General features: G+C 59.4%; 23 protein-coding genes and 1 pseudogene. 12 read left to right on the forward strand and 12 right to left on the reverse strand.

Going from position 1 to position 21,649, the window contains the following annotated elements:
• Positions 1–108 precede the first annotated feature (108 nt).
• On the reverse strand, positions 109–945 hold the full coding sequence (locus tag AUC61_RS23655; protein ID WP_122662110.1) for an IclR family transcriptional regulator: 837 nt from the start codon (positions 943–945) through the stop codon (positions 109–111).
• Positions 946–1,194: 249 nt separating this feature from the next.
• On the opposite strand from AUC61_RS23655, the gene AUC61_RS23660 reads away from it, so the two are divergent.
• From AUC61_RS23660 to moaA, 12 genes and pseudogenes are all read left to right on the forward strand, one after another.
• Complete coding sequence (locus AUC61_RS23660; protein WP_243248593.1) at positions 1,195–2,223, forward strand: ABC transporter ATP-binding protein; 1,029 nt, start codon at positions 1,195–1,197, stop codon at positions 2,221–2,223.
• Positions 2,220–3,092, forward strand: coding sequence for an ABC transporter permease (locus tag AUC61_RS23665; protein ID WP_243248594.1), 873 nt, complete (start codon positions 2,220–2,222; stop codon positions 3,090–3,092). The genes AUC61_RS23660 and AUC61_RS23665 overlap by 4 nt, the downstream gene beginning before the upstream one ends.
• A gap of 3 nt (positions 3,093–3,095) precedes the next feature.
• Positions 3,096–3,890, forward strand: coding sequence for an ABC transporter permease (locus tag AUC61_RS23670; protein WP_027901476.1), 795 nt, complete (start codon positions 3,096–3,098; stop codon positions 3,888–3,890).
• A gap of 24 nt (positions 3,891–3,914) precedes the next feature.
• A complete protein-coding gene (locus AUC61_RS23675) occupies positions 3,915–4,205 on the forward strand; it encodes a (2Fe-2S)-binding protein (protein WP_243248595.1) in 291 nt (96 codons plus the stop codon).
• Positions 4,202–5,572, forward strand: coding sequence for an FAD/NAD(P)-dependent oxidoreductase (locus AUC61_RS23680; protein ID WP_243248596.1), 1,371 nt, complete (start codon positions 4,202–4,204; stop codon positions 5,570–5,572). Before AUC61_RS23675 ends, AUC61_RS23680 begins: the two co-directional genes overlap by 4 nt.
• Positions 5,569–6,748, forward strand: a pseudogene (locus AUC61_RS23685) (NAD(P)/FAD-dependent oxidoreductase). Before AUC61_RS23680 ends, AUC61_RS23685 begins: the two are co-directional and overlap by 4 nt.
• Positions 6,745–7,797: an ABC transporter substrate-binding protein gene (locus tag AUC61_RS23690; protein ID WP_243248597.1), complete on the forward strand. Its 1,053-nt coding sequence runs from the start codon at positions 6,745–6,747 to the stop codon at positions 7,795–7,797. Before AUC61_RS23685 ends, AUC61_RS23690 begins: the two are co-directional and overlap by 4 nt.
• Before the next feature lie 242 nt (positions 7,798–8,039).
• Positions 8,040–9,386, forward strand: coding sequence for a cation:proton antiporter (locus AUC61_RS23695; protein ID WP_243248598.1), 1,347 nt, complete (start codon positions 8,040–8,042; stop codon positions 9,384–9,386).
• 170 nt (positions 9,387–9,556) lie between these two features.
• Positions 9,557–9,997 carry a response regulator gene (locus tag AUC61_RS23700; RefSeq protein ID WP_243248599.1) on the forward strand — a complete coding sequence of 147 codons (441 nt, stop codon included), beginning with the start codon at positions 9,557–9,559 and terminating at the stop codon, positions 9,995–9,997.
• Positions 9,994–11,016 carry a sensor histidine kinase gene (locus AUC61_RS23705; RefSeq protein WP_243248600.1) on the forward strand — a complete coding sequence of 341 codons (1,023 nt, stop codon included), beginning with the start codon at positions 9,994–9,996 and terminating at the stop codon, positions 11,014–11,016. Before AUC61_RS23700 ends, AUC61_RS23705 begins: the two co-directional genes overlap by 4 nt.
• A 330-nt stretch (positions 11,017–11,346) precedes the next feature.
• Positions 11,347–12,162 carry a formate/nitrite transporter family protein gene (locus AUC61_RS23710; RefSeq protein ID WP_243248601.1) on the forward strand — a complete coding sequence of 272 codons (816 nt, stop codon included), beginning with the start codon at positions 11,347–11,349 and terminating at the stop codon, positions 12,160–12,162.
• A gap of 58 nt (positions 12,163–12,220) precedes the next feature.
• Positions 12,221–13,219, forward strand: a complete 999-nt coding sequence (moaA, locus tag AUC61_RS23715) for a GTP 3',8-cyclase MoaA (protein WP_243248602.1) — start codon at positions 12,221–12,223, stop codon at positions 13,217–13,219.
• Positions 13,220–13,383: 164 nt separating this feature from the next.
• On the opposite strand, the gene AUC61_RS23720 is transcribed toward moaA, so the two are convergent.
• From AUC61_RS23720 to phnF, 11 genes are all read right to left on the reverse strand, one after another.
• The gene (locus AUC61_RS23720; protein ID WP_243248603.1) at positions 13,384–13,713 is read right to left on the reverse strand and encodes a thioredoxin family protein; all 330 of its coding nucleotides are present in this window, start codon (positions 13,711–13,713) and stop codon (positions 13,384–13,386) included.
• 124 nt (positions 13,714–13,837) lie between these two features.
• Positions 13,838–14,587 (reverse strand): phosphonate metabolism protein PhnP, encoded by a 750-nt coding sequence (gene phnP / locus AUC61_RS23725; RefSeq protein WP_243248604.1) that lies wholly within the window; start codon positions 14,585–14,587, stop codon positions 13,838–13,840.
• A complete protein-coding gene (gene phnN / locus AUC61_RS23730) occupies positions 14,578–15,144 on the reverse strand; it encodes a phosphonate metabolism protein/1,5-bisphosphokinase (PRPP-forming) PhnN (RefSeq protein WP_243248605.1) in 567 nt (188 codons plus the stop codon). The genes phnP and phnN overlap by 10 nt, the downstream gene beginning before the upstream one ends.
• The gene (locus AUC61_RS23735) at positions 15,144–16,304 is read right to left on the reverse strand and encodes an alpha-D-ribose 1-methylphosphonate 5-triphosphate diphosphatase (protein ID WP_243248606.1); all 1,161 of its coding nucleotides are present in this window, start codon (positions 16,302–16,304) and stop codon (positions 15,144–15,146) included. The genes phnN and AUC61_RS23735 overlap by 1 nt, the downstream gene beginning before the upstream one ends.
• Complete coding sequence (gene phnL, locus AUC61_RS23740) at positions 16,298–17,014, reverse strand: phosphonate C-P lyase system protein PhnL (RefSeq protein WP_243248607.1); 717 nt, start codon at positions 17,012–17,014, stop codon at positions 16,298–16,300. The genes AUC61_RS23735 and phnL overlap by 7 nt, the downstream gene beginning before the upstream one ends.
• A 22-nt stretch (positions 17,015–17,036) precedes the next feature.
• Positions 17,037–17,855: a phosphonate C-P lyase system protein PhnK gene (gene phnK / locus AUC61_RS23745; RefSeq protein WP_243248608.1), complete on the reverse strand. Its 819-nt coding sequence runs from the start codon at positions 17,853–17,855 to the stop codon at positions 17,037–17,039.
• Positions 17,852–18,748 (reverse strand): alpha-D-ribose 1-methylphosphonate 5-phosphate C-P-lyase PhnJ, encoded by an 897-nt coding sequence (locus AUC61_RS23750; protein WP_243248609.1) that lies wholly within the window; start codon positions 18,746–18,748, stop codon positions 17,852–17,854. The genes phnK and AUC61_RS23750 overlap by 4 nt, the downstream gene beginning before the upstream one ends.
• Positions 18,745–19,821, reverse strand: a complete 1,077-nt coding sequence (locus AUC61_RS23755) for a carbon-phosphorus lyase complex subunit (RefSeq protein ID WP_243248610.1) — start codon at positions 19,819–19,821, stop codon at positions 18,745–18,747. Before AUC61_RS23755 ends, AUC61_RS23750 begins: the two co-directional genes overlap by 4 nt.
• A complete protein-coding gene (gene phnH / locus AUC61_RS23760; protein ID WP_243248611.1) occupies positions 19,821–20,429 on the reverse strand; it encodes a phosphonate C-P lyase system protein PhnH in 609 nt (202 codons plus the stop codon). The genes AUC61_RS23755 and phnH overlap by 1 nt, the downstream gene beginning before the upstream one ends.
• The gene (phnG, locus tag AUC61_RS23765) at positions 20,429–20,884 is read right to left on the reverse strand and encodes a phosphonate C-P lyase system protein PhnG (protein WP_243248612.1); all 456 of its coding nucleotides are present in this window, start codon (positions 20,882–20,884) and stop codon (positions 20,429–20,431) included. Before phnG ends, phnH begins: the two co-directional genes overlap by 1 nt.
• Positions 20,885–20,898: 14 nt before the next feature.
• On the reverse strand, positions 20,899–21,606 hold the full coding sequence (gene phnF, locus AUC61_RS23770; RefSeq protein WP_243248613.1) for a phosphonate metabolism transcriptional regulator PhnF: 708 nt from the start codon (positions 21,604–21,606) through the stop codon (positions 20,899–20,901).
• Positions 21,607–21,649: the final 43 nt, after the last annotated feature.

Here is a 21,649-nt window from a genome sequence, read left to right on the forward strand (position 1 = left end):
GATATGGAGGACGTGGGACCGGATTTATCCGGGAAGGCGGGTCAGGCGTACGTCGCGCAGCAAACAGACAATTCGTAGGAGCTGCCGAAGGCTGCGATGGCGACCCGATCAATCCACCTGCCCAAACACCTGACTGGGCCGTCGCAATGTCGGGTCAAACGGGTTGATCCTGGCGCTGATAACCGCCGCTTCACGCTTGAGCAGCTCCACCACGGTCAGTAACCGGTCGGGGCCAAGCCGGTCGCTGATGGTGGCGACGCTGAGGGCTGCGACCGAGCGGCCTTCGCGGTCAAAGATCGGCACCGCAAGACCAGCCATACCCGGCAGTGCGCCGGTGTTGCGGGCGGCGTAGCCGAGGCGGCGGACGTTTTCCACTTCGGAGCGCAGGAATACTTCGTCGTAAAGGTGAAAATCCTTGAGGCGTGGCAGGTTATAGCGGATCACCGTGTCGCGCTCTTCTTCCGGCAGATAAGCAAGTATCGCGAGGCTGCCCTGCCCCACGCCCAATGCGACACGACCACCGATGTCGCCAGTAAAGGTGCGTATCGGATAAGGGCCTTCGCTGCGATCCAGGCAGACTGCATCGAAGCCACTGCGCGCCAGCAGGAACAGTGAATCCCCCAAAGAGGCCGAAAGACGCAACATGCTCGGGCGCACCACATCGCGCAGGTTGCTGGTCTTGCCTGCTTTGGCGGCCAAGGCGAAGAACTCGATGCTCAGGCGATAGCGTTTACTGCGCTGGTCCTGCTCGACCATGCCTTCATCCATCAGGCTGCGCAGCAGACGGTGAGTCGTAGGTTGCGAGAGGCCGACTTGCTGGGCGAGTTGAGTAACGCGCTCGCCATCCTCGGAGCAATCACCCAGGCAGCGGAGCACTGCAAACAGCCGCGATACTGCCCCGACGCCGGTATCCTTGGGATTTTCATTCCGCTCAGTGGAATTCATATGATCACTTATCGATAACTAATTCATTGAACGAAAGAACTGAAAGAAATATACCATCCAGTGAAATTCACCCTTTCGCCCATCCTAGTCTTCGTCTTAATCTCAGTCCACAGGGCGATTTGAACAAAACCTGGTAGCCGACTCAGAGCGAGCACCAACGTCCACAGCAACTGCAAGATTTCATTTCGCATCTGCCCATAACAAAAACGCACCGCAACGCTGTGCGTGATGAAAAGGTGGAACGCAGCTATGGCTTTTTTGCAGCTTGAAGGTCTCTCCAAACGCTACGGCAGTATCGACGCCGTGGTCGCCACGAATCTGGCGGTGGAGAAAGGCGAATTCGTTTCTCTGCTGGGCCCGTCCGGCTGCGGCAAGACCACTACCCTGCAAATGATCGCCGGCTTCGTTGAGGTCAGCGATGGTCGCATCATTCTTGATGGCCGCGATATCACCCATGCCAAACCCAGCAGCCGCGGTTTGGGAGTGGTGTTCCAGAGTTACGCCCTCTTCCCGCACATGAGCGTTGCCGACAACGTCGCCTTTGGCCTGCGCATGCGTAAGGTGCCGGCCGCAGATATTCAGCGCCGTGTGACAACCGTGCTGGAGTTGGTGCGTCTGAGCCAGCATGCGCAGCGTTACCCGCGCGAGCTGTCGGGCGGTCAACGGCAACGGGTTGCCCTGGCGCGGGCGCTGGTGATCGAGCCGCCGGTATTACTGCTTGATGAACCGCTGTCCAACCTTGACGCCAACTTGCGCGAAGAGATGCAGTTCGAGATTCGTCGCATTCAGCGCGAAGTCGGCATTACCACCTTGATGGTGACTCACGATCAGGCGGAAGCGCTCTCGATCAGCGATCGCGTGGTGGTCATGCAGGCCGGGCGCATCACCCAGATCGACGAACCCTACAAGCTTTACGAACATCCACGCACCCGGTTCATTTCCGGCTTTGTTGGCAAGGCCAACATGCTGCCCGGTGATCTGGACAGCGAAGGCGCTGCGCAAGTACGCCAGGTGCCTGGCGACGGCGCGTTAACCTTGAGCTTGCGCCCGGAAAAAATCGATCTGGTGGCTGCCGGTACCGGGCGCTTGCAAGGCAAGGTGGTGACCCGTTACTTCCTCGGCAGCCAATGGCTGTATCGCATCGAAACCGCCATCGGCGAGTTGACCGTGGTCCGTCGCAACGACGGCGACGCGCCGATGGAAGAAGGCACCGCAGTGGGCATGGACTGGCAAGCCGGATTGCTGCGCGTACTGGATGCCGACGAGGTGCACCCATGAGCCTGCTCAGTGATATGCGCCGAGGTGGCCGCGGCTATCTACTCTCGGCACCGGCGTTGGTGATGTTCACCTGCTTGTTGCTGGTCCCGCTGGCCTTGACCCTGATCCTGTCGTTCAACGTGTTCGACTATGAAGTCGGGGTCAAAAGCGATTCTTACACCCTGGCCAACTATGGCGAAGTACTGACCGATTCGTACTTCTACGAAATCTTCCTGCGCACCTTCTGGATCAGTGCACTGGTGACGCTGCTCTGCGTGGTCATCGGCGTCCCCGAGGCTTACATTCTGAGCCGCATGGGCACGCCATGGCGTTCGATCTTTCTGATTCTGATCCTCACGCCGTTGCTGATTTCCGTAGTGGTGCGTGCCTTTGGCTGGAGCCTGTTGCTGGGTGCTGACGGCCTGATCAACCAAGCTATCCAGGCGCTGGGCGGCCAACCGATCAAAATGCTCTACACGCCTTTCGCAGTGATCATTGCACTGGTGCACGTGATGCTGCCGTTCATGATCATTCCGATCTGGACCTCACTGCAGAAGCTCGACCCTGCTGCTGAACAGGCCGCGCTGTCCCTCGGGGCCAGTCAGGCCAAAGTGATGCGTCTGGTGGTATTGCCTCAAGTCATGCCTGGCGTGTTGTCCGGCACGCTGATTGTGTTTGGCTTGTCGGCCAGTTCTTTCGCCATCCCCGGCCTGCTCGGCGGACGCCGCCTGAAGATGGTTGCCACGGTGGTCTACGACCAATACCTCTCGGAGCTGAACTGGCCCATGGGCGCGACCATTGCAGTGGCGCTGTTGCTGGTCAACCTGCTGGTCATGCTGTCCTGGAACCGCATGGTCGAAGGCCGTTACAAGAAAACCCTGGGGGAATGAGCCATGTCTAAAAACGGTCCTTTGGCCCTGTCGTTTCACGCCCTGGTCGTGGTGTTCATGCTCGCCCCGCTGGTGGTGGTCTGTCTAGTGGCGTTTACACCGGAGAACACCCTCAGCCTGCCGACTTCAGGCTTTTCCCTGCGCTGGTTCCGGGCGATTTTCGAGCGCGCCGACTTCATCGATTCGTTCTACAACAGCCTGATTCTGGCCTTTGTCGCCGCCACACTGGCGACGATTATTGCCGTACCCGCAGCACTGGCGATCACCCGTCACCAGTTTCCGGGGCGCAACTTTCTCAATGGATTGTTCCTCTCGCCGATCATCATTCCGCATCTGGTATTGGGCGTGGCGATGCTGCGCCTCTTTGCCCTGATGGGCGTCAACGGCAGCTTCTTCTGGCTGACCCTCGCCCACGTGGTGATCATTACGCCGTATGTCTTGCGCCTGGTGATTGCCGCAGCCATCGGCATCGACCGCAGCGCCGAACAGGCCGCTGAGTCACTGGGCGCCAGCCGCTTCACGCTGTTCCGCAAAATCACCTTGCCGATGATTCTGCCTGGCGTGGCCGGTGGCTGGTTGCTGGCGTTCATCAATAGCTTCGACGAAGTCACGCTGTCGATCTTCGTCACCTCGCCTTCGACCCAGACCCTGCCGGTGCGCATGTACGTCTACGCCACGGAGTCCATCGATCCGATGATGGCCGCCGTTTCCGCGCTGGTCATCGCGTTGACCGCCGCCACCATGATCATCCTCGACCGGGTTTATGGCCTGGATCGGGTGCTGGTCGGCAAACATTAACCTGAGGCCTGGAGCGCGAACCTCATGGCATTGCTCAAACGTTTGGTCGAACACGACCGTCCGGCGCTGGCCTTCACCCTCGACGGCCAGCCTGCCAGCGGTTTGCAGGGCGATACCCTGCTCACGGCGGTATTGACCAGCAGCGAACACCTGCGCGGCAGCGACTTCAGTGCCGAGCCTCGCGCCGGTTTCTGCATGATGGGCGCGTGTCAGGATTGCTGGGTGCGCCTTGGCGATGGTCGTCGGGTACGCGCCTGCTCAACATTGCTCGAAGGTGGGCAAATCGTCAGCCGTGATCCGGGACGGCAGCCATGAATACCCATACCGCACAATCGGTGGTGATCGTCGGCGCAGGTCCTGCGGGTATTCGTGCTGCGCAAACCCTGCATGCTCATGGCGTAAAGGCGTGTTTGCTGGATGAGGGCCTGCGAGGCGGCGGACAGATTTATCGCCGTCAGCCCGAGAACTTCCGACGTGAACCCAAAGCGCTGTATGGCTTTGAGGCGGGCAAAGCCGTCGCCGTGCATCAGACCCTCGACGAACTGGCGAAGCACATCGACTATCGCCCACAAACACTGGTGTGGAACGCTGAAGAACAGCGACTCGACACCTTGCAGGAAAACCGCGCCGGGAGCATCGACTACAGCCACTTGATCATCGCGACGGGCGCAACCGACCGTATCCTGCCTGTACCTGGCTGGACGTTGCCAGGTGTGTACAGCCTGGGCGCGGCACAGATCGCTTTGAAATATCAGGGCTGCGCCATCGGCGAAAAAGTGGTGTTTGCCGGGAGCGGTCCGCTCTTGTATCTGGTCGCTTACCAATACGCCAAGGCCGGGGCCGACGTTGTCGCCGTCCTGGACAGCGCGCCCTTTTCCGCCCAGTGCCGGGCACTGCCCGCACTACTGGGGCAGCCGCTGACCCTCGCTAAAGGGTTGTACTACCGCGCCTGGCTGACGGCTCATGGCATTGCCGTGCATCAGGGCGCGACCTTGCAACGTATCGAAGGCGAGAAGCGCGTCAATAGCGTGCAGTGGCAAGGCAGTGGTGCAGTGCAACAACTGGAGTGCGATGCCGTGGCTTTCGCCCATGCGTTGCGCAGCGAAACACAACTGGCTGACCTGATCGGCTGCGAGTTTCAATGGAGCAAGCTCAATCGTGCATGGCTGCCCACCCGTGATGACGCTGGGCGTAGCACTGTCGCAGGCGTTTATCTGGCCGGTGACGGTGCGGGCATCATGGGTGCTGACGCTGCAGAAATGGCCGGCGAACTGGCCGCCCTCACCCTGCTGGAGGACAGCGGCCTGGTCGTCGACAAAGCCCGCAGCGAACACTTGAAGCACACGCTGGAGCAGATCACGCGCTTTCGTCACGGGCTGGAAACTGCATTCCCCTTCCCCACTGACTGGGCCAAGAAAGTCCCGGACGAAACGATCATCTGTCGTTGTGAGGAAATCAGTGCAGGCGATATCCGTACCGTGGTCAACGAAGGCCATTGGGAGATCAACCGGGTCAAAGCCATGTGCCGGGTCGGCATGGGCCGTTGCCAGGGTCGGATGTGCGGGCTGGCGGCAGCGGAACTCGTCGCCCAATGCAGCGGCCGAGACCTGCAAAGCGTCGGTCGGCTGCGCGGACAGGCCCCTATCAAACCGTTGCCATTTGGTGTGGAGACGTCGTCATGAGCGCAATCATCGAAAGCGATGCGCTGATCATTGGCGGTGGCATTGTCGGCGCATCAGCGGCTTTGTTTCTGGCCTTGAAGGGCAAACGCGTGACGTTGCTGGAGCGCGATTTCTGCGGTTCGCATTCCAGCGGCGTCAACTACGGTGGCGTGCGGCGTCAGGGTCGCCCGCTGAGCCAGTTGCCGTTATCGCAGCGCGCCCATGGCATCTGGAGCGGCTTGCGCGAGCTGATTGGCATCGATGGCGAATACCTGCGCTCAGGGCACCTGAAACTGGCCCGCAGTGACAAGGATATGGATGCGCTGCGAGCCTACGCCGATGCCAGCCGTGGCTTTGGGCTGGACCTGCAATTGCTCGATCGCGAGCAGTTAAGGGCACGCTTTGCCTGGGCGGGTGATGTTGCAGTGGGTGCCTCGTTTTGCGCCGAAGATGGTCATGCCAACCCGCGGCTGGTCTCTCCGGCATTCGCCCGCGCCGCCCGCAAGGCGGGTGCACACATCCATGAGCAAGCCAGGGTCGTAGACGTCAATCATGACGGCGGAGCCTTCGTGGTGCGCACCGCCGACGGCCTGAACCTGCGTGCACCCTGGCTGCTCAACTGTGCAGGCGCATGGGCCAGCGATCTGGCGGCGCAATTCGGCGAACCGGTGCCGATGGTCTCTGGCCACCCGGCCATGCTGGTCACTGAGCCGCTGCCGATGTTCATGGACGTCAGCACGGGTGTCGAGGGCGGTGGTATCTACGCCCGGCAAGTCGCCCGAGGCAATTGTGTGCTGGGCGGCGGCCAGGGCTTTGCCCTGGACCCGACCCGCGCCAGGCCGGGGCACGCAGCCGTGGTCGATATCCTGCGCAACGCGGTGGAGCTGTATCCGCCGCTGGCCGGTGCACAGGCGATTCGTACCTGGAGTGGCACCGAAGGGTATTTACCGGATCGCGAACCGGTGCTCGGCCCTAGCCTCCTGCAACCTGGCCTGCTGCATGGCTTCGGTTTTGCAGGCTCTGGTTTTCAGATTGGCCCGGCTGCGGGTGAGGCCCTTGCCGAATGGGTATGCACCGGTCAGTCGACGATTTCCCTGGAAGCATTTTCCATCCGCCGTTTTCAACAGACTGCCCAAACCTGTAAAACCGTTAACCATTGATTTCATCCCTTTGCACAGAGGAAGGTCGCTGCAATGAAGAACGCAAAACGTATCGCATTTACCGGCTTGTCGTGCCTGCCCCTCGCGGTGATGCTCGCCTCTTCCCCGGTCCAGGCCGCCACCACCCTTTATCTGGGCATGAACGGCGGGACGATGGAGCGCTTGTATGCCGATCAGGTCCTGCCTGCTTTCGAGAAGGCCAATAACGTCAAAGTCGTGATCGTGCCGGGAACGTCTTCGGACATTCTCGCCAAGGTTCAGGCGAGCAAAGACAACCCGCAAATGCACGTGATGTTCCTCGATGACGGGATCATGTACCGGGCGATCTCCATGGGCCTGTGTGACAAACTGCAGCCAAGCCCGTCGCTGGCTGATCTGCCTGCCAAGGCGAAGATCAAAGACGAAGCGGCAGCGGTGAGCCTCGGTGTCACCGGGCTGGCCTACAACACGAAAATGTTCAAGGAAAACGGCTGGGCAGCACCGACCTCGTGGATGGATCTGGCGGACAAGAAATTCAAGGAGAAGGTCGTGTTCCAGTCCATGGCCTCCTCTACTTTCGGCCTGCATGGCTTCCTGATGTTTAACCGCATTCAGGGCGGCAGCGAAACAGATGTCGAGCCAGGCTTCAAGGCATGGCCGAAAACCGTTGGCCCTAACGTGCTGGAATACATCGCCAGCTCGGCGAAGATTTCCGAGATGGTGCAGACCGGCGAAGCCGCGTTGTTCCCGCTCACGCCAACTCAGGTCACCGCACTGAAAATCAAGGGCGTGCCGGTGGAGTACGCGCCCCCTAAAGAAGGCGGCGTGGTGCTGAACGTGGCCGAGTGTGCAATCGCCAAAAACGATCAGCCGGAATTGGCGCAGAAACTCGCCGCTTATCTGTTGACTCCAGAGGCCCAAGCGCCCGCGCTGGAGTTTGGTGACCAGATCCCGTCCAACCCAAAAACCCCGACCACGGACAAGACCCGCGGCCAGGTTGAGGCGATGAACAAATACCTGGAAACGGCAGTGACCATCGACTGGGATCAGGTCAACCTGACACGCCCGGAATGGAATGCGCGCTGGAACAGGACGGTGGAGCGGTAACTAAAACGCCCACCCCCTCGTCCCTGTAGAAGCTCACCGAGGTTACGAGGCCAGCGATCGCGTTCTGTCTGACACTCTGCAACCGCTGGCCTCGTAATCTCGGAGTTCCTACAGGACTGTGCTTGCCCGTGAAATAAAGCGTTAACGACCTTAATACCAAATGTTTCAACTATCCCGACCCTGAGCAGTCACAACCTTATCGCCTCGTATTTGCGAGGCCCCGTTGTGAGACTTCAGGCCGGATGAGCTTCATTCTTTGCATGACTGTACTAGGCGCGTTGCTGATGATGCTCGCGCTGACTTCTTCCTATTTGCGCTGGCTGCCCGTCACCACCTCCGCAGTCTGCCTGGCATTTGGCTTTGCGATCGGTCCAGCCGGGCTGGACATGCTTAACCTGGACTTCCAGCAAGCCTCAGGCTGGCTGGAGCGACTGACTGAAGTTGCCGTGCTGTTTTCGCTGTTCAGTACCGGGATCAAGCTCCGTTTGCCGTTGACCAGCAAGGCTTGGCGCTCCGCCTACTGGCTGGCCGGGCCCGTCATGCTGGTGACCATCGCCGGTACCGCCATGGCGGCACATTACCTGTTCGGTTTGTCCTGGGGGATTTCAATCCTGCTGGGTGCCATGCTCTCGCCTACCGACCCGGTCCTCGCCTCGCTGGTGCAGGTCAACAGCGCACAGGACTCCGACCGCCTGCGCTTTGGGCTGTCCGGAGAGGCAGGCCTCAACGACGGAACGGCCTTTCCATTCGTGATCTTCGCCCTGTTGTTTTTGACCCATGGTGCCGGTGATATGAACTGGGTTCAGCACTGGGCGATCAAGAACCTGCTGTGGGGCGTCCCAGTGGGGTTGCTGATTGGCTATGGGCTGGGCCGGGGTGTCGGGCATTTGATGATCTACCTACGCATCAAGAATGCCGACAGCGACACGTCTCCCAATGACTTTCTGGCCCTGGCGCTGATTGCCATCTCTTATGTAGTGGCCAACGGCTTGGGTGCATTCGGATTCCTGTCAGTGTTTGCTGCAGGCCTGGGCTTACGCCAGGCAGAGGCCCGGATCACTCAGTCCGAAGTGCCCGCCGAGCATCTGGCCCAACCTGTCATCGGGCACATGAGCGGCAGTGTCGAACGTGCGACTGTTGCCGAGAAAGAGGATTTGAGTGAGTCGCAACTGGCTGCTGGCGTCATGATGGGAGACATGCTGGCGTTTGGCAGCCTTGTCGAGCGGTCGATGGAAGTACTGTTGATCACCCTGCTCGGTGCCTCCCTTGCCCTGTATTGGGATTGGCGTGCGATAGGTTTGGGCCTGGCACTGTTTTGCGTCATCAGACCCGTTGCCGTATGGCTGCTGATCAGCCGTCGCTTGCTCAACAAGCGGCAGAAAGCACTGGTCGGCTGGTTTGGCATTCGAGGCATCGGCAGCCTTTTCTACTTGTGCTTTGCCCTTGGTCACGGGCTGCCGAAAGACGTGGCGCACGCCAGCATCGGCCTCACGCTATCGGTAGTGGCCCTTAGCATCTTGTTGCACGGGGTCAGCATCCAGCCACTTCTGGAGCGATACGAACGCAGCATTGCGAACGAAAAATCATAATCTTCACCCGTTTGGATGTTTTTTGAACCTTTTCTGAACCATTCAGATACGGGGTAGCCCAACCTTCATGACGTGCATTTGCATGAAATAAAAGCTCTTTGCCTCGCGACGTAACCGGCTACTTCAGCGCCCTCGTTTGCGTCTATCGATTAAAAGGCAGGAATTAAAAAATGCGCATCCTCCTGATAGAAGATGATCCTGTACTGGCAATGATCGCCGTTGCCACGCTGGGTACAGAACATGAAGTCATCGGCCCTGCCCATGATGTATCCCACGCGCTGCAGCTAGCGGGTGAGCAGCAAGCTGATGTGGCGTTCATCGATATCAATCTGGGCGGCCACGACGAAGGTATTGCGCTGGCTCGCAGCCTTCTGAACGAGCATGGCATCAGTTCGATGTTCATCAGCGGGCAGATTCTCGCCGCGCGTGCCAATGCGGATGCAGCGCTTGGTCTATTGCGCAAGCCCTATGCTCCGCAAGACCTGACCTTTTGTGCAAAGGTTGCAGGTGCGTTGCTGGAAGGGCAGTCACTCGCCGCGCTGCCTGCCCATAGTGCCCTGGAGATTTTCCAGAAAACCCCGCCACGATTATCCACGGTAAGCCCCCCATGAAACCGGAACCTGATGTGCGAGGCGGGCCGGCGCTGCTGGGGGAAATAGAATTTCGCGAGTTGGCCGACCACGCGCCGGTGATGATCTGGCGAGCCAGAAGCGACAAGCAATGTGACTGGTTCAATAAACCCTGGACTGACTTTACCGGCAAGAGCCAACAGCAACTGTGCGGTTATGGCTGGAAAGACGATATACATCCGGACGACCTGGATGAATGCGTCAATGCTTACCACAAAGCTTTCGATGAACGCTTGCCCTTCAGAATGCCCTACAGGGTGAGGCGTCATGACGGCCAGTACCGCTGGATGCTGGACAGCGGTGCACCGTTTTACCGTGACGGACAATTCGCCGGTTACTTTGGCAGTTGCCTTGATATCACCGAACAGCGAGAGATGGCCGAAAACCAGCAAGGGCTGCTCGCTGAACTCAATCATCGAGTCAAAAACAATCTCCAACTCATCATTAGCCTGCTGCAAATCTCAAGCCTGCGCGCGCAAAGTGAAGAAGCCAGAACCCTGATGCAATCGGCAATTACTCGAGTTGTGGGTGTGGGCGCGGTACAGGAACAACTGCATCGCAATACCCGCAATCAGGTTGATCTGGCTCAGTTACTGCCGGAATTGGCGCAAGGTTTCATCAATGCGCAACAGCAGCGCACAATCACCTTGAGTCTGCAGACCCGGCCGGTTTATGTATCACTCCAGATGGGCTCGAATCTGGGGCTGATCCTCAACGAACTGCTGGATAACGTGATCAAGCACGGTACGGGCAGCGGCGTCGAACTGCACATAGCGCCCATCGACGCGACCACTGCTCGCGTGTGCCTCTGTGACGACGGCCCAGGCTTCAACGAAACCATCTTGAAAGCCTTCATCAGCCCGGGTAACGCATCGATCCTTAATCTGGTCGATGCCCTGTCGAAACGTTGCGGTGCGAGCGTTTTACGCAGCAACCGACGTATTGGCAACGGACAGGGTGCGCAGGTGGAGTTTACTTTCGCGCATGAGCAAAGCCTCTGAGCAAAACGCTCCAGGCCGCAACCTGCAAGGGCTTCAGGGCGACGATTGAGGATGTCGATGAGTTCATCGGAACAAGCGATTGGACTGCGGCATTTCGACTCAGTAGCTTGCTTACTAATTCAGGCGCCCCGCAGACCATCCCGGCATTCCCGGCTTGATTGCTATCGACCGGGCACCTCTCGCCTCTGAATCACAGGAACCTGCGAGCGTGACTGACCCCACGTTGTGCAACCAGACCGGACGCTAAAGAACCCTACTATTGACTGGTGACTGCCAGCGACGCGTGGTTATGCGCGCGCCTCGTATCGTCACTCTGCTTGAGCCAGAACCATGTCCGTGAATACCCCGCAACAGATCGCCGAACTGACCGTCGAAGCAGGCGTGAAAAAGGCTCACCTCCCCACCCTTTCAATACTGATTCTGGGTTTTCTGGCGGGTGCGTTCATTTCCATAGGGTTTCTGCTCGACATTCACGTCAGTACCATGATTCCTGCTCAGTGGGCCTCGTTTGGCAACCTGTTGGGCGCAGCGGTCTTCCCGATTGGTCTGATTCTGGTGATCCTCGCGGGTGGTGAACTGCTGACCGGCAACATGATGAGCCTGCCAATGGCCATGTTCGCCGGACGCATTCGGCTTTCAGCCGTAGCGCGCAACTGGCTGCTGGTAACCCTGGCCAACCTGCTGGGCGCTCTGTTTGTTGCGTTTTTCTTCGGTCACCTGCTGGGATTGACCGAAGGCCCCTATCTGGCTAAAACAGTCGCTATCGCTACGGGCAAAGTCAATGCCGATTTCGGTCAGGCATTTATTTCCGGCATCGGCTGCAACTGGCTGGTGTGCCTTGCCGTATGGCTGTCCTACGCAAGCAAAGACGTTGCAGGTAAGATTCTCGGCATGTGGTTTCCGGTCATGGCCTTCGTCGCTATCGGTTTTCAGCACGTTGTTGCGAATATGTTCCTGATTCCTGCCGCTATCTTTGCCGACGCGCTGAGCTGGACTCAGTTTGTAGAGAACTTTGTCGCGGTATTCCTCGGCAATGCGGTGGGTGGAGCGGTATTTGTAGGACTGGCTTACTATGTTTCCTATAACCAAACGCTGACATCGGCCGATAAACCTGTAGCATCGACGGCCCGCTCGCAAAAAGCATGAAACTTGCCATGAACAGTGCTGTTAAAGGACTGTTGGAGAATGTGTTGAGAAGGTGGAAATGTCAGACCGTATCCTGATGGACAGCTTTGCACGCAAGGTCGATTACCTGCGGATGTCAGTGACAGACCGTTGCGACTTCCGTTGTGTGTATTGCATGGCCGAGGAAATGACGTTTCTGCCACGCCAGCAGATTCTTTCTCTGGAAGAGATTTTCCAGGTTGCCGAGCAGTTTGTCGCACTGGGCACGCGCAAGATTCGTCTGACCGGCGGTGAGCCGTTGGTTCGGTCCGGGATCGTTGGTCTCTGCCAACAGATCGCCGCCCTCCCCGGGTTGCGCGAACTATGCATGACCACCAATGGTTCGCAGTTGGAGAAGCTTGCCCAGCCGTTGTTCGACGCCGGAGTTTCCCGACTGAATATCAGCCTGGACAGCCTTGATCCGGCGCGTTTCAAGGAAATGACCCGTACTGGCGAACTGAGCAAGGTGATCGCCGGTATTGATGCCGCCAACGCGGCGGGCTTCGTGCATACCAAGCTCAACTGCGTAGTGATGCAAGGTCGCAACGATCACGAAATCAACGATCTGGTGGCGTTTGCCATCGACCGCCAGCTGGATATCTCTTTCATTGAGGAGATGCCGCTAGGCATTATCAGCGACCACAGCCGGGCCGAGTCCTTCTATTCGAGTGATCAGGTCCGCGAACGTATTGCCGAGCGCTACACGCTGATAAATTCCACCGAGTCTACTCAGGGACCTTCGCGCTACTGGCGCCTGGCCGAGGCACCGGACATCCGTATCGGCTTCATCTCGCCCCACAGCCACAACTTCTGCGCGACCTGCAACCGGGTGCGACTGACTGTTGAGGGCCGCCTGTTGCTGTGTCTGGGCAACGAACATTCCGCCGACCTCAAGGCCGTACTGCGGGCTAATCCGGGACAACCGGAGAAACTCGAAAAAGCCATCATCGACGCCATGCAGCTCAAACCCTGGAGTCATAACTTCAGCGTCAACGATGAAGTCCAGGTGGTGCGGTTCATGAATATGACGGGTGGCTAAAAAAGCCCCCTGAGCCGGCATTCAATCTGTAACGAAGCAAACATTGGCCTGTAGGAGCTCACGAGCAACGCGAGGCAGCGATAGCGGTTCTCCTGACAGTCCGCCCTCGCTGGCCTCGTAACTTAGGTGAGCTCCTACAGGTCCTCTATTAGCATTTTGTCCTGTCAGCCCTGCCTCACCATCCCTTCAAACGCCTCTTCGATATCGCTGACATTACCCGGTCGCACCAGGCGACTCAGTTCGACGCCGTCGCGCATGAAGATCAGGGTTGGCCACAGTTTGATCCTGAATGAACGCCCCAGAGGGCGACCGCTGCCGTCTTCGATTTTGAGATGACGCACATCGGGATAATCCGCCAAGACCTTGTTGACCAGCGGCTCGGCGGCTTTGCAGAAGCCGCACCAGTCCGTACCAAACTGAATCAGCGTCGCACCGGTATAGGCATCGACTTCAGCGCGACTCGGCGCCGTTGTAGCGTAAGGTTGACTGCTCATTGGTAAATCTCCGGCCCGTTCAAATGACCATCATGGCCGTGACCAGATGATCGATATGTCACGTTTGAACGATCTTCTTCAGTGAAGTTCGAGGATTGCAGGCCTTACCAGCAGTGCTCGAGGATTACACCTGCATGCCATCCCGGGCCACGATCACGTGCTCCGGCAATTCATGCCCATGGACCATCAACCATGCGTCCAGCGTATGCCCGATATGGGTCAGCACCGCTTTACCCGGCTGCAGTTGCTCAATGGCCTGTAGCGCAAGGTTCAAATCATTGTGATTACGTGGCGCTTGAGGTTGCGGCGGCATAGAACAATCGAGAATCAGCACATCCAGTGGCTGACGTTGCAGATACTCGGCTGTCGCGTCAGGCAGACCGACCGTATCCGTGAGGTAAGCGATACGCCTGCCCTCTCCCTCCAACAGATAACCCAAAGTGGGTCTGGAATGCACCAGGGGCATAGCCGTGACCGTCAGCGTGCCAAGCTGCCGCGTTTCGAATGCGCTGAACGGCTGACTGAAGTCGAGAATCCCCGGATGTTTGTACAGATCGGCCAGACCTTCCGGATCCTGCGGGCCATGCACGGGGATTATCAGCCCCTGGCCCCAGCGCAGATGCAGCAGGCCCTGCGCGTGATCGGCGTGGTAATGGGTCTGCAAAATGCCGTTGAGCGTGTGCGGTGCAAAGCGCTCGGCAAGATCGGTCAGCCCACTGTCGATCAACCAGCGTTGATCGACACACTCAATCAGGGCACTGCACGGCAGGCGCCTTAATTGATGATTGGCCTGCGCCGCCGCACAGGCCGGGCACTGGCAGCCGTAAACCGGGACCTGGCGGGCATCGGCGGTGCCCAGCAATGTCAGGCGCATGCGTGCTCGCGCGCGATGCGTTGCAACAAGCGCTCGGTGGTTTGTGCCAGCGCCCCCGAGTTGTCCAGCACGAACACCGCAGGATCATCAGCGAGCAATTCCACGGTGAATCTGGAATTGCGTTGCAAGCGGGCTTCGATGTCAGCCAGCGCTTCTCTGCCACGGGCCAGCAAGCGCTGACGCAAGATGTCATCACTGACCGTCAGCAAGATGGCCAGCAAATCGGGATAACGCTGCCGGGCCTGAGGCAGATGCGCCCGGGAACCGTTGACCAGCACATCAAGGCCTTCGCCCAGCCATTCATCAATTTGCCTGGGGATGCCGTAATGCAAACCGTTGGCCTGCCAGCTCAAGGCAAAATCGCCCTGAGCCTGCATCGCGATGAACTGCTCGGCCGTCACCGCCTGAGCCGCCTCGCCCACGGCTTCCGCCGAACGAGTAATCACCCGCTGTACAACCCGGCAACCGCGCCGGTTCAGCTCATCGCGTGCGCTGTCCAGCAGGCTGTCCTTGCCCGAACCGGACGGCCCGATGAGATAGATCAACCTGCCAGCCATCAATACACCCTCTTGCCTTGTCGCCAGACCTGCTGAATAACCGGCAATGCGCCTTCAACCCGACCACGATCAGCCCGGACGTGAACCAGATCGGCTCGCAACCCGACACGAATCTCCCCACGATCGTCCAGCCCGGCAGAAACCGCCGGGGCTCGACTGACCATTGCCACCGCCTGTGGCAGCGTGCAGTACTCGCCCTGCCCGGCCAGCGTGAACGCGGCCTGCAACAGGCTGGCCGGATAATAGTCGCTGGAGAGAATATCCAGTAGCCCTTCTTTCGCCAGATCGACGGCTGCCACGTTACCCGAGTGCGATCCACCACGTACCACATTGGGTGCGCCCATCAACACGCTCATGCCCAACCTTCGGCAGCCCTGCGCGGCCTCCATAGTCGTAGGGAACTCGGCAATGCTCATGCCATAGCCCGCCGACTCCTCCACGTGGGCCAGGGTCGCGTCGTCATGACTGGCGACCGACAGCCCGCGCGTCAGGCAATCCTCAACAATGGCACGGCGGAAACGGTCGCTGTATTCACGGGAATTGGCCACCTGCTCAACGATGAACTCATCCATCTGCGCCGTCGTCAGGTGGTATTTGCCCATGTAGTACTCGCGGTACTTGGACTCCAGCGCAAACTGACGCTGGCCCGGCGAGTGGTCCATCACTGAAACCAGTTGCACCAATGGCTGTTCGACCAGATCGCGGAACACGCTCAAGGTGTCCGGGTGGCAAACCTCACAACGCAAGTGCAGACGGTGTTCGGCACGGGTCAATCCCGCCGCATTGGCACTGGCGATGGCCTCCAGCATGGCGGGCAGTTGCTGCATGCGCTTGCCCTTGGGGTTCACATCGCCGATAGACAATGCGTCGAACACCGTGGTGATGCCGGATGCAATGATCTGCGCGTCATGACTGAGCACCGCAGAGGCCGACGGCCAGTCCACACCGGGGCGCGGCGACAGGTGCTTTTCGAGGTTATCGGTGTGCAGTTCAACGAGGCCCGGCAGCAGATAATCACCCTGTAAGTCCTGGGCCTGAGGCAACTGGCTGCGCCCGGTCTGCAGGTCGACGATAAGCCCGTCGCGCAGGACCACGGTGCCGTTGAACACCTGATCAGCGGTGACAACCTGAGCATTGGTCAGAATCTGTTCGGTCAGCATTGCAGCAACTCCTTGGCGGTCAGGTCCACCGGGGTCATGTCCAGATAACGGTCGGCAACCGCTTCACGCGCGGCACGGTCGTGGAAGATGCCGATCAACGCAGCTCCGGCGCTCTTGGCTTCATTCATCAGTTCCAGCACGACCTGGCGATTGCTTTCGTCGAGCGACGCAGTGGGTTCATCGAGTAACAGCACGGGCCACGGCACCATGAAGCCCCGGGCAATATTGATCCGTTGCTGCTCACCACCGGAAAATGTCCCGGGCGCCAGTTGCCACAGGCGTTGCGGAATGTTCAAACGCGTCAGCAGTTGTTCGGCACGGGCTTTGGCATCCGCCTTCGACCAGCCCCGCGCCAGTGCAGGCTCCATCACCACATCAAGGCTGGAAACCCTGGGGATTACTCGCAGGAACTGGCTGACGTAGCCCAGCGTCTGACGACGTACGGCCAGCACTTGTCGGGGTTGTGCATTGACCAGCTCCAGCCACTCGCCGCCATGCTGGACGCGAATGCTGCCACCGGCAGGCAGATAGTTGGCGTACAGAGTGCGCAGCAAGGTGCTCTTGCCTGCCCCTGAATCGCCATGCAAAACCAGGCATTCGCCACCGCGCACCGCAAAATTCAAGCCGCGCAGTACATTGAGTACAACGCCATTCTGCTGGTGCAGGGTGAAGGTTTTCGAGAGGTCGCGGACCTCGATCAGGGTACTCATGAGACGTCCTCCAAAAAGCGGTTCACGGTTGCAGCACCGAAGACACCAGCAGTTGCGAATACGGATGCTGTGGATCATCGAGGATCTGGTCGGTCAAACCGGTTTCCACCACCCGCGAGCGACGCATCACGATCAAACGGTCGGCCAGCAGTCTGGCGACGGCCAAGTCATGGGTGACGATCACCACCGCCAGGTCCAGCTCTCGCACCAGCGCACGCAAAAGATCCAGCAAGCGCGCCTGCACGGAAACGTCGAGGCCGCCGGTAGGCTCGTCCATGAACACCAGTCGTGGGCTGGATACGAGATTGCGAGCGATCTGCAAGCGCTGCTGCATACCGCCAGAGAACGTCCGTGGCAGGTCGTCGATACGCAACGGGTCGATTTCCACCTGGGTCAGCCAGTCGATACCGGCAGCGCGCAGCGCCTGATAATTGCGCACGCCCTGAGCCATCAGCCGCTCGCCGATGTTGGCCCCGGCGGACACGCCCATGCGCAGCCCGTCACGCGGGCTTTGCTCGACGAAACCCCACTCGGTGCGTAGCAAGGTGCGGCGCTGGGCCTCACTGGCGCTGTACAGGTCCAGTACCTGACCGTCCTTGCCGCGGTAATCGATGCCGCCACGATCCGGCGGGCAGCGTCCACTGAGCAGCGACAGCAACGTCGACTTCCCGGAGCCGGATTCGCCGACGATGCCCAGTACTTCTCCCGGATACAGCTCGAAGTTGACGCCCTGGCAGCCCTTGTCCGGGCCATAGAGCTTGGTCAGGTCACGAACAGTGAGCAGCGGCTGGGTGTTCTCAGGCAGTGCTACGACGTTGGGTCGGGCTTGCGCGCTGGTCATTGGCCCGCCTCCTGTTGCTGGATGACGCGCTGAGCGCAGTAGTCGGTGTCGGAACAGACGAAGCTCTGGGTCCCTGCATCGTCAAGAATCAGCTCATCAAGATAAGAGTCGTGGCTGCCGCAGATGGCGCAGTTTTGCTCCCAGCTCTGGATCTGAAACGGATGGTCCTCGAAGTCCAGGCTTACGACTTTGGTGAACGGCGGCACGGCGTAAAGACGTTTCTCCCGCCCTGCCCCGAACAACATCAACGCCGGACTCATGTCGAGTTTGGGGTTATCGAATTTGGGGATCGGCGAAGGGTCCATCACGTAGCGTTCATCAACCATCACCGGGTAGGCGTAGCTGGTCGCGATATGGCCGAAAGTGGCGATATCTTCGTAAAGCTTGACGTGCATGACCCCGTAATCATTGAGCGCGTGCATGGTCCGGGTTTCGGTTTCCAGTGGCTCGATGAAGCGCAATGGCTCAGGAATCGGCACCTGATAAACCAGAATCTGCTCGGCACTGAGCGGCGTTTCCGGGATCCGGTGGCGGGTCTGGATGACTGTGGCCTCAGGTGTTCGCTCAGTGGTTTCAACGCCTGCGGTGCGGGCAAAGAAGCGTCGGATCGACACCGCGTTAGTCGTGTCGTCCGCGCCCTGGTCAATGACTTTGAGCACGTCTTCAGCGCCCAGAATCGCCGCCGTCAGTTGCATGCCGCCCGTGCCCCAGCCATAGGGCAGCGGCATTTCACGACCGCCGAACGGCACTTGATAGCCAGGGATCGCCACTGCCTTGAGCAAGGCCCGGCGGATCATGCGTTTGGTCTGTTCATCCAGGTACGCGAAATTGTAGGCCTCATCCCGTTGAGGCTTTGGCTGAGGCTGGGAATGTGCCTGCTGATAAGCATTCATGGTTTGAGCTCCTTCTGTGCAGGCGCACGCAACTTGCGGATCAGCTCCAGTTCGGACTGGAAGTCGACGTAGTGAGGTAGCTTCAGGTGCGAGACGAAACCCGCCGCCTCGACGTTGTCGCAGTGGGCGAGAACGAACTCTTCCTGTTGCGCCGGTGACTGGATTTCTTCGTTGAACTCTTCAGCGCGCAGCGAGCGATCGACCAGCGCCATAGCCATTGCCTTGCGCTCTGCGTGACCGAAGGCAAGCCCGTAACCCCGAGTGAATTGCGCTTGCTCAGTGGCCGAGCCAACGAACTGGTTGATCATTTCGCACTCGGTCACTTCGATAGCGCCAATCGCAATCGGAAAGCCCAGCTCTTCAGGCTCGATCCAGACCTCAACTTCGCCGATCCGAATTTCCCCGGCAAACGGGTGATTGCGCCCGTAACCGCGTTGGGTCGAATAACTCAAGGCCAGCAGAAACCCCTCATCGCCACGGGCCAATGCCTGCAAACGCTGAGCGCGATTAGCTGGATATTCCAGTGGCTCGCGGGTGATGTCGGGAATGGCTTCGCTGCTGTCAGCTTCGTTCTTCATCAAGCCTTCTTTGGCCAGCAACCCCAATACCCGCGGGCAGGGTTCGAGGGCAGCGTCTTCCTGCACCTGCGGCCCTGGAAACTCACCCTCCGCCAGCAAGGTGAAGTCCAGCAGGCGATGGGTGTAGTCGAACGTCGGCCCCAGCAACTGGCCGCCGGGCAAGTCCTTGAAGGTCGCGGACAGACGACGGTTGAGCTGCATGTCCGAGGTGTCGATCGGCACGCTGGCACTGAAGCGCGGCAGTGTCGTGCGATAGGCGCGCAACAGAAAAATCGCCTCGATCATGTCGCCCGCCGCCTGCTTGATTGCCAGCGCGGCCAGTTGCTCGTCGTACAGCGAACCTTCAGTCATCACTCGGGCGACGGCCAAAGGCAGTTGCTGATGAATCTGCTCGACGCTGAGTTCGGCAATGGAAGTATCGCCCCGGCGTTTTTTTGCCAGCAGGCGGTGGGCATTATCGATGGCCTGTTCGCCACCCTTGACGGCGACGTACATCAGGCACGCTCCTGTGCAGATTGGCAGACCCGAGTGCTGCGCGGCAGACCCAGCAAATCGCTGCTGGCGAGAAAAAACACATCCAGGCCACGGGGAAAATCGTTGTGCTGTTCGCGCTGGTTCCAGAACGTGTCACTCAACGGCAAGGCAACTTTGTTTTCGCTTTCGATGCCCGGTCCCTGCCAACTCATCGAGTTACCGCCGCCAAGACTCGGTAACTGGATCAACAAGGTGCAGGACTGGTCCGGGTAGCGGTCGTTGCCCAGGTCGAAACCAGACAGGTCGTGCAGTTGGCTTTCGTCGAGCAAGGCGAAGCGTGCATGGCGGCGCTCAGCAACAATCGGGCAGCCGCAGTGGAAGGCCAGATTGGCGCGAATCGCCGGGGTATCGAAAGCCGGAGCCAGCCACAATGCAGTGTCGATATCCAGCAAGGCGAGGCACAAGGCATGGGTGGCTGAATCGAGACCGTCAAGTGCGGGTGGGCGCTGCGCCGACTGCAACGTATGGATGACACCCGGGCCCGCGAGGGCCTTGAGGGCTGCACGAAAACTGCGCTGGGCGTCGAGCACCGGATCGGCGAATGCCGGTTGCAACAGGGCTGCATTCATCAGTCTTCTCCTCTGACCAGGGTAAAGAATTCAACTTTGCTGGCGGCGGTTTCGGCGTCTTTTTCAGCGCGACGTCTGGACTGCGCCTGAGCCAGCGGCTCGATCAATTGGTTAAGCCAATGTTGTTGCTGAGGGCCTTGCAAATGGGCATCGGCCAGTGCCGCCAGCTCGGCGCGGGGCTTGTCGCGCCCGGCCAGATAGCTGTAACCGGTGCGGCCGTCAGCCAGGCGCACCACGCAGCGAGTGACGCTCATCTCGCCGACGTTGAACGGCGCCCCCGTGCCGCCCATGCGGCCGCGAACCAGGGTCATGCCGATTTCCGGCGGGCGAATCAGTTGGTATTCAGCGTCACGCAATGCCGACTCGTGACGGCTCAGCTCGTCGCCAGCCGCCCGGGCAAGCACGCCGATCCAGCGTTGACGTGCAGCGATAACGGGGTCTGTAGCAGGGTTCATAAAAGGCATCTCCATCAGACGATGAACTGGTATTGAAAGCGGTCGGAACGACTGGTGGAGCGGGACAACTCCACCGGATGACCATTGCTGTCACGGGATACGGTGAGGACCGTGAGCACCGGTAAATGGCGAGGCATCATCAACAGGTCAGCCTCTTCGCGGCTGGGCAGCCGGGCGCCTACCAGGCTCAGGGTCCGCGTCAACGGCAGGTCGCGCTCAGCCAGAAACTGGCGGAGCGAACCGCGTCTATAACTGGCGAGTAATTCGCTGCGGGTGGCGCAAAAACGATGGCGAATCAAACTCACCGGATGGCCGTCGAGTTTGCGCAAGGTGTGCAGTTCGATCAGCGGCGCGTATTGATCAAGGAGCAAATGTTCGGCGTCCTCGGCGCTGGCCGGGCACTCCTGGCGTTGCAACAACGTGGCATCGACGCCAACGCCTTGCGCTGACAGCGACTGGCTGTAAGCACTGTCAGCCCGCATCGGGTAAATCAGCGGCCGTTGCAGTACCTGTGTGCCTTTGCCCTGACGTCGCAGCACACTGCCCTCGCGCACCAGTTCGTCGATGGCGCGACGGATGGTGTGGCGGTTGACCTCAAAGCGCGCGGCAAGCTGAACTTCAGGGGGCAAGTAATCCCCGGCTGTATAGCTGCCCAGCTCGGCGCGCAGGATGTTGGCGAGCTCCAGGTACAGCGGCTCGGTTTGTTGTCTAGACATGTCCATAGCTAAAAGTACCTTCCTTAATCAACATATGGATTACCTTTGC

The sequence above is a fragment of the Pseudomonas maioricensis genome, assembly GCF_022790535.1.
GTDB classification, from domain to species: Bacteria; Pseudomonadota; Gammaproteobacteria; order Pseudomonadales; family Pseudomonadaceae; genus Aquipseudomonas; species Aquipseudomonas maioricensis.

Bases quoted from the DNA above. Each gene is read 5' to 3' on its own strand.
- AUC61_RS23655 (WP_122662110.1), bottom strand. From the start codon at position 945: ATGAATTCCACTGAGCGGAATGAAAATCCCAAGGATACCGGCGTCGGG.
- AUC61_RS23660 (WP_243248593.1), top strand. From the start codon at position 1,195: ATGGCTTTTTTGCAGCTTGAAGGTCTCTCCAAACGCTACGGCAGTATC.
- AUC61_RS23665 (WP_243248594.1), top strand. From the start codon at position 2,220: ATGAGCCTGCTCAGTGATATGCGCCGAGGTGGCCGCGGCTATCTACTC.
- AUC61_RS23670 (WP_027901476.1), top strand. From the start codon at position 3,096: ATGTCTAAAAACGGTCCTTTGGCCCTGTCGTTTCACGCCCTGGTCGTG.
- AUC61_RS23675 (WP_243248595.1), top strand. From the start codon at position 3,915: ATGGCATTGCTCAAACGTTTGGTCGAACACGACCGTCCGGCGCTGGCC.
- AUC61_RS23680 (WP_243248596.1), top strand. From the start codon at position 4,202: ATGAATACCCATACCGCACAATCGGTGGTGATCGTCGGCGCAGGTCCT.
- AUC61_RS23690 (WP_243248597.1), top strand. From the start codon at position 6,745: ATGAAGAACGCAAAACGTATCGCATTTACCGGCTTGTCGTGCCTGCCC.
- AUC61_RS23695 (WP_243248598.1), top strand. From the start codon at position 8,040: ATGAGCTTCATTCTTTGCATGACTGTACTAGGCGCGTTGCTGATGATG.
- AUC61_RS23700 (WP_243248599.1), top strand. From the start codon at position 9,557: ATGCGCATCCTCCTGATAGAAGATGATCCTGTACTGGCAATGATCGCC.
- AUC61_RS23705 (WP_243248600.1), top strand. From the start codon at position 9,994: ATGAAACCGGAACCTGATGTGCGAGGCGGGCCGGCGCTGCTGGGGGAA.
- AUC61_RS23710 (WP_243248601.1), top strand. From the start codon at position 11,347: ATGTCCGTGAATACCCCGCAACAGATCGCCGAACTGACCGTCGAAGCA.
- moaA (WP_243248602.1), top strand. From the start codon at position 12,221: ATGTCAGACCGTATCCTGATGGACAGCTTTGCACGCAAGGTCGATTAC.
- AUC61_RS23720 (WP_243248603.1), bottom strand. From the start codon at position 13,713: ATGAGCAGTCAACCTTACGCTACAACGGCGCCGAGTCGCGCTGAAGTC.
- phnP (WP_243248604.1), bottom strand. From the start codon at position 14,587: ATGCGCCTGACATTGCTGGGCACCGCCGATGCCCGCCAGGTCCCGGTT.
- phnN (WP_243248605.1), bottom strand. From the start codon at position 15,144: ATGGCTGGCAGGTTGATCTATCTCATCGGGCCGTCCGGTTCGGGCAAG.
- AUC61_RS23735 (WP_243248606.1), bottom strand. From the start codon at position 16,304: ATGCTGACCGAACAGATTCTGACCAATGCTCAGGTTGTCACCGCTGAT.
- phnL (WP_243248607.1), bottom strand. From the start codon at position 17,014: ATGAGTACCCTGATCGAGGTCCGCGACCTCTCGAAAACCTTCACCCTG.
- phnK (WP_243248608.1), bottom strand. From the start codon at position 17,855: ATGACCAGCGCGCAAGCCCGACCCAACGTCGTAGCACTGCCTGAGAAC.
- AUC61_RS23750 (WP_243248609.1), bottom strand. From the start codon at position 18,748: ATGAATGCTTATCAGCAGGCACATTCCCAGCCTCAGCCAAAGCCTCAA.
- AUC61_RS23755 (WP_243248610.1), bottom strand. From the start codon at position 19,821: ATGTACGTCGCCGTCAAGGGTGGCGAACAGGCCATCGATAATGCCCAC.
- phnH (WP_243248611.1), bottom strand. From the start codon at position 20,429: ATGAATGCAGCCCTGTTGCAACCGGCATTCGCCGATCCGGTGCTCGAC.
- phnG (WP_243248612.1), bottom strand. From the start codon at position 20,884: ATGAACCCTGCTACAGACCCCGTTATCGCTGCACGTCAACGCTGGATC.
- phnF (WP_243248613.1), bottom strand. From the start codon at position 21,606: ATGGACATGTCTAGACAACAAACCGAGCCGCTGTACCTGGAGCTCGCC.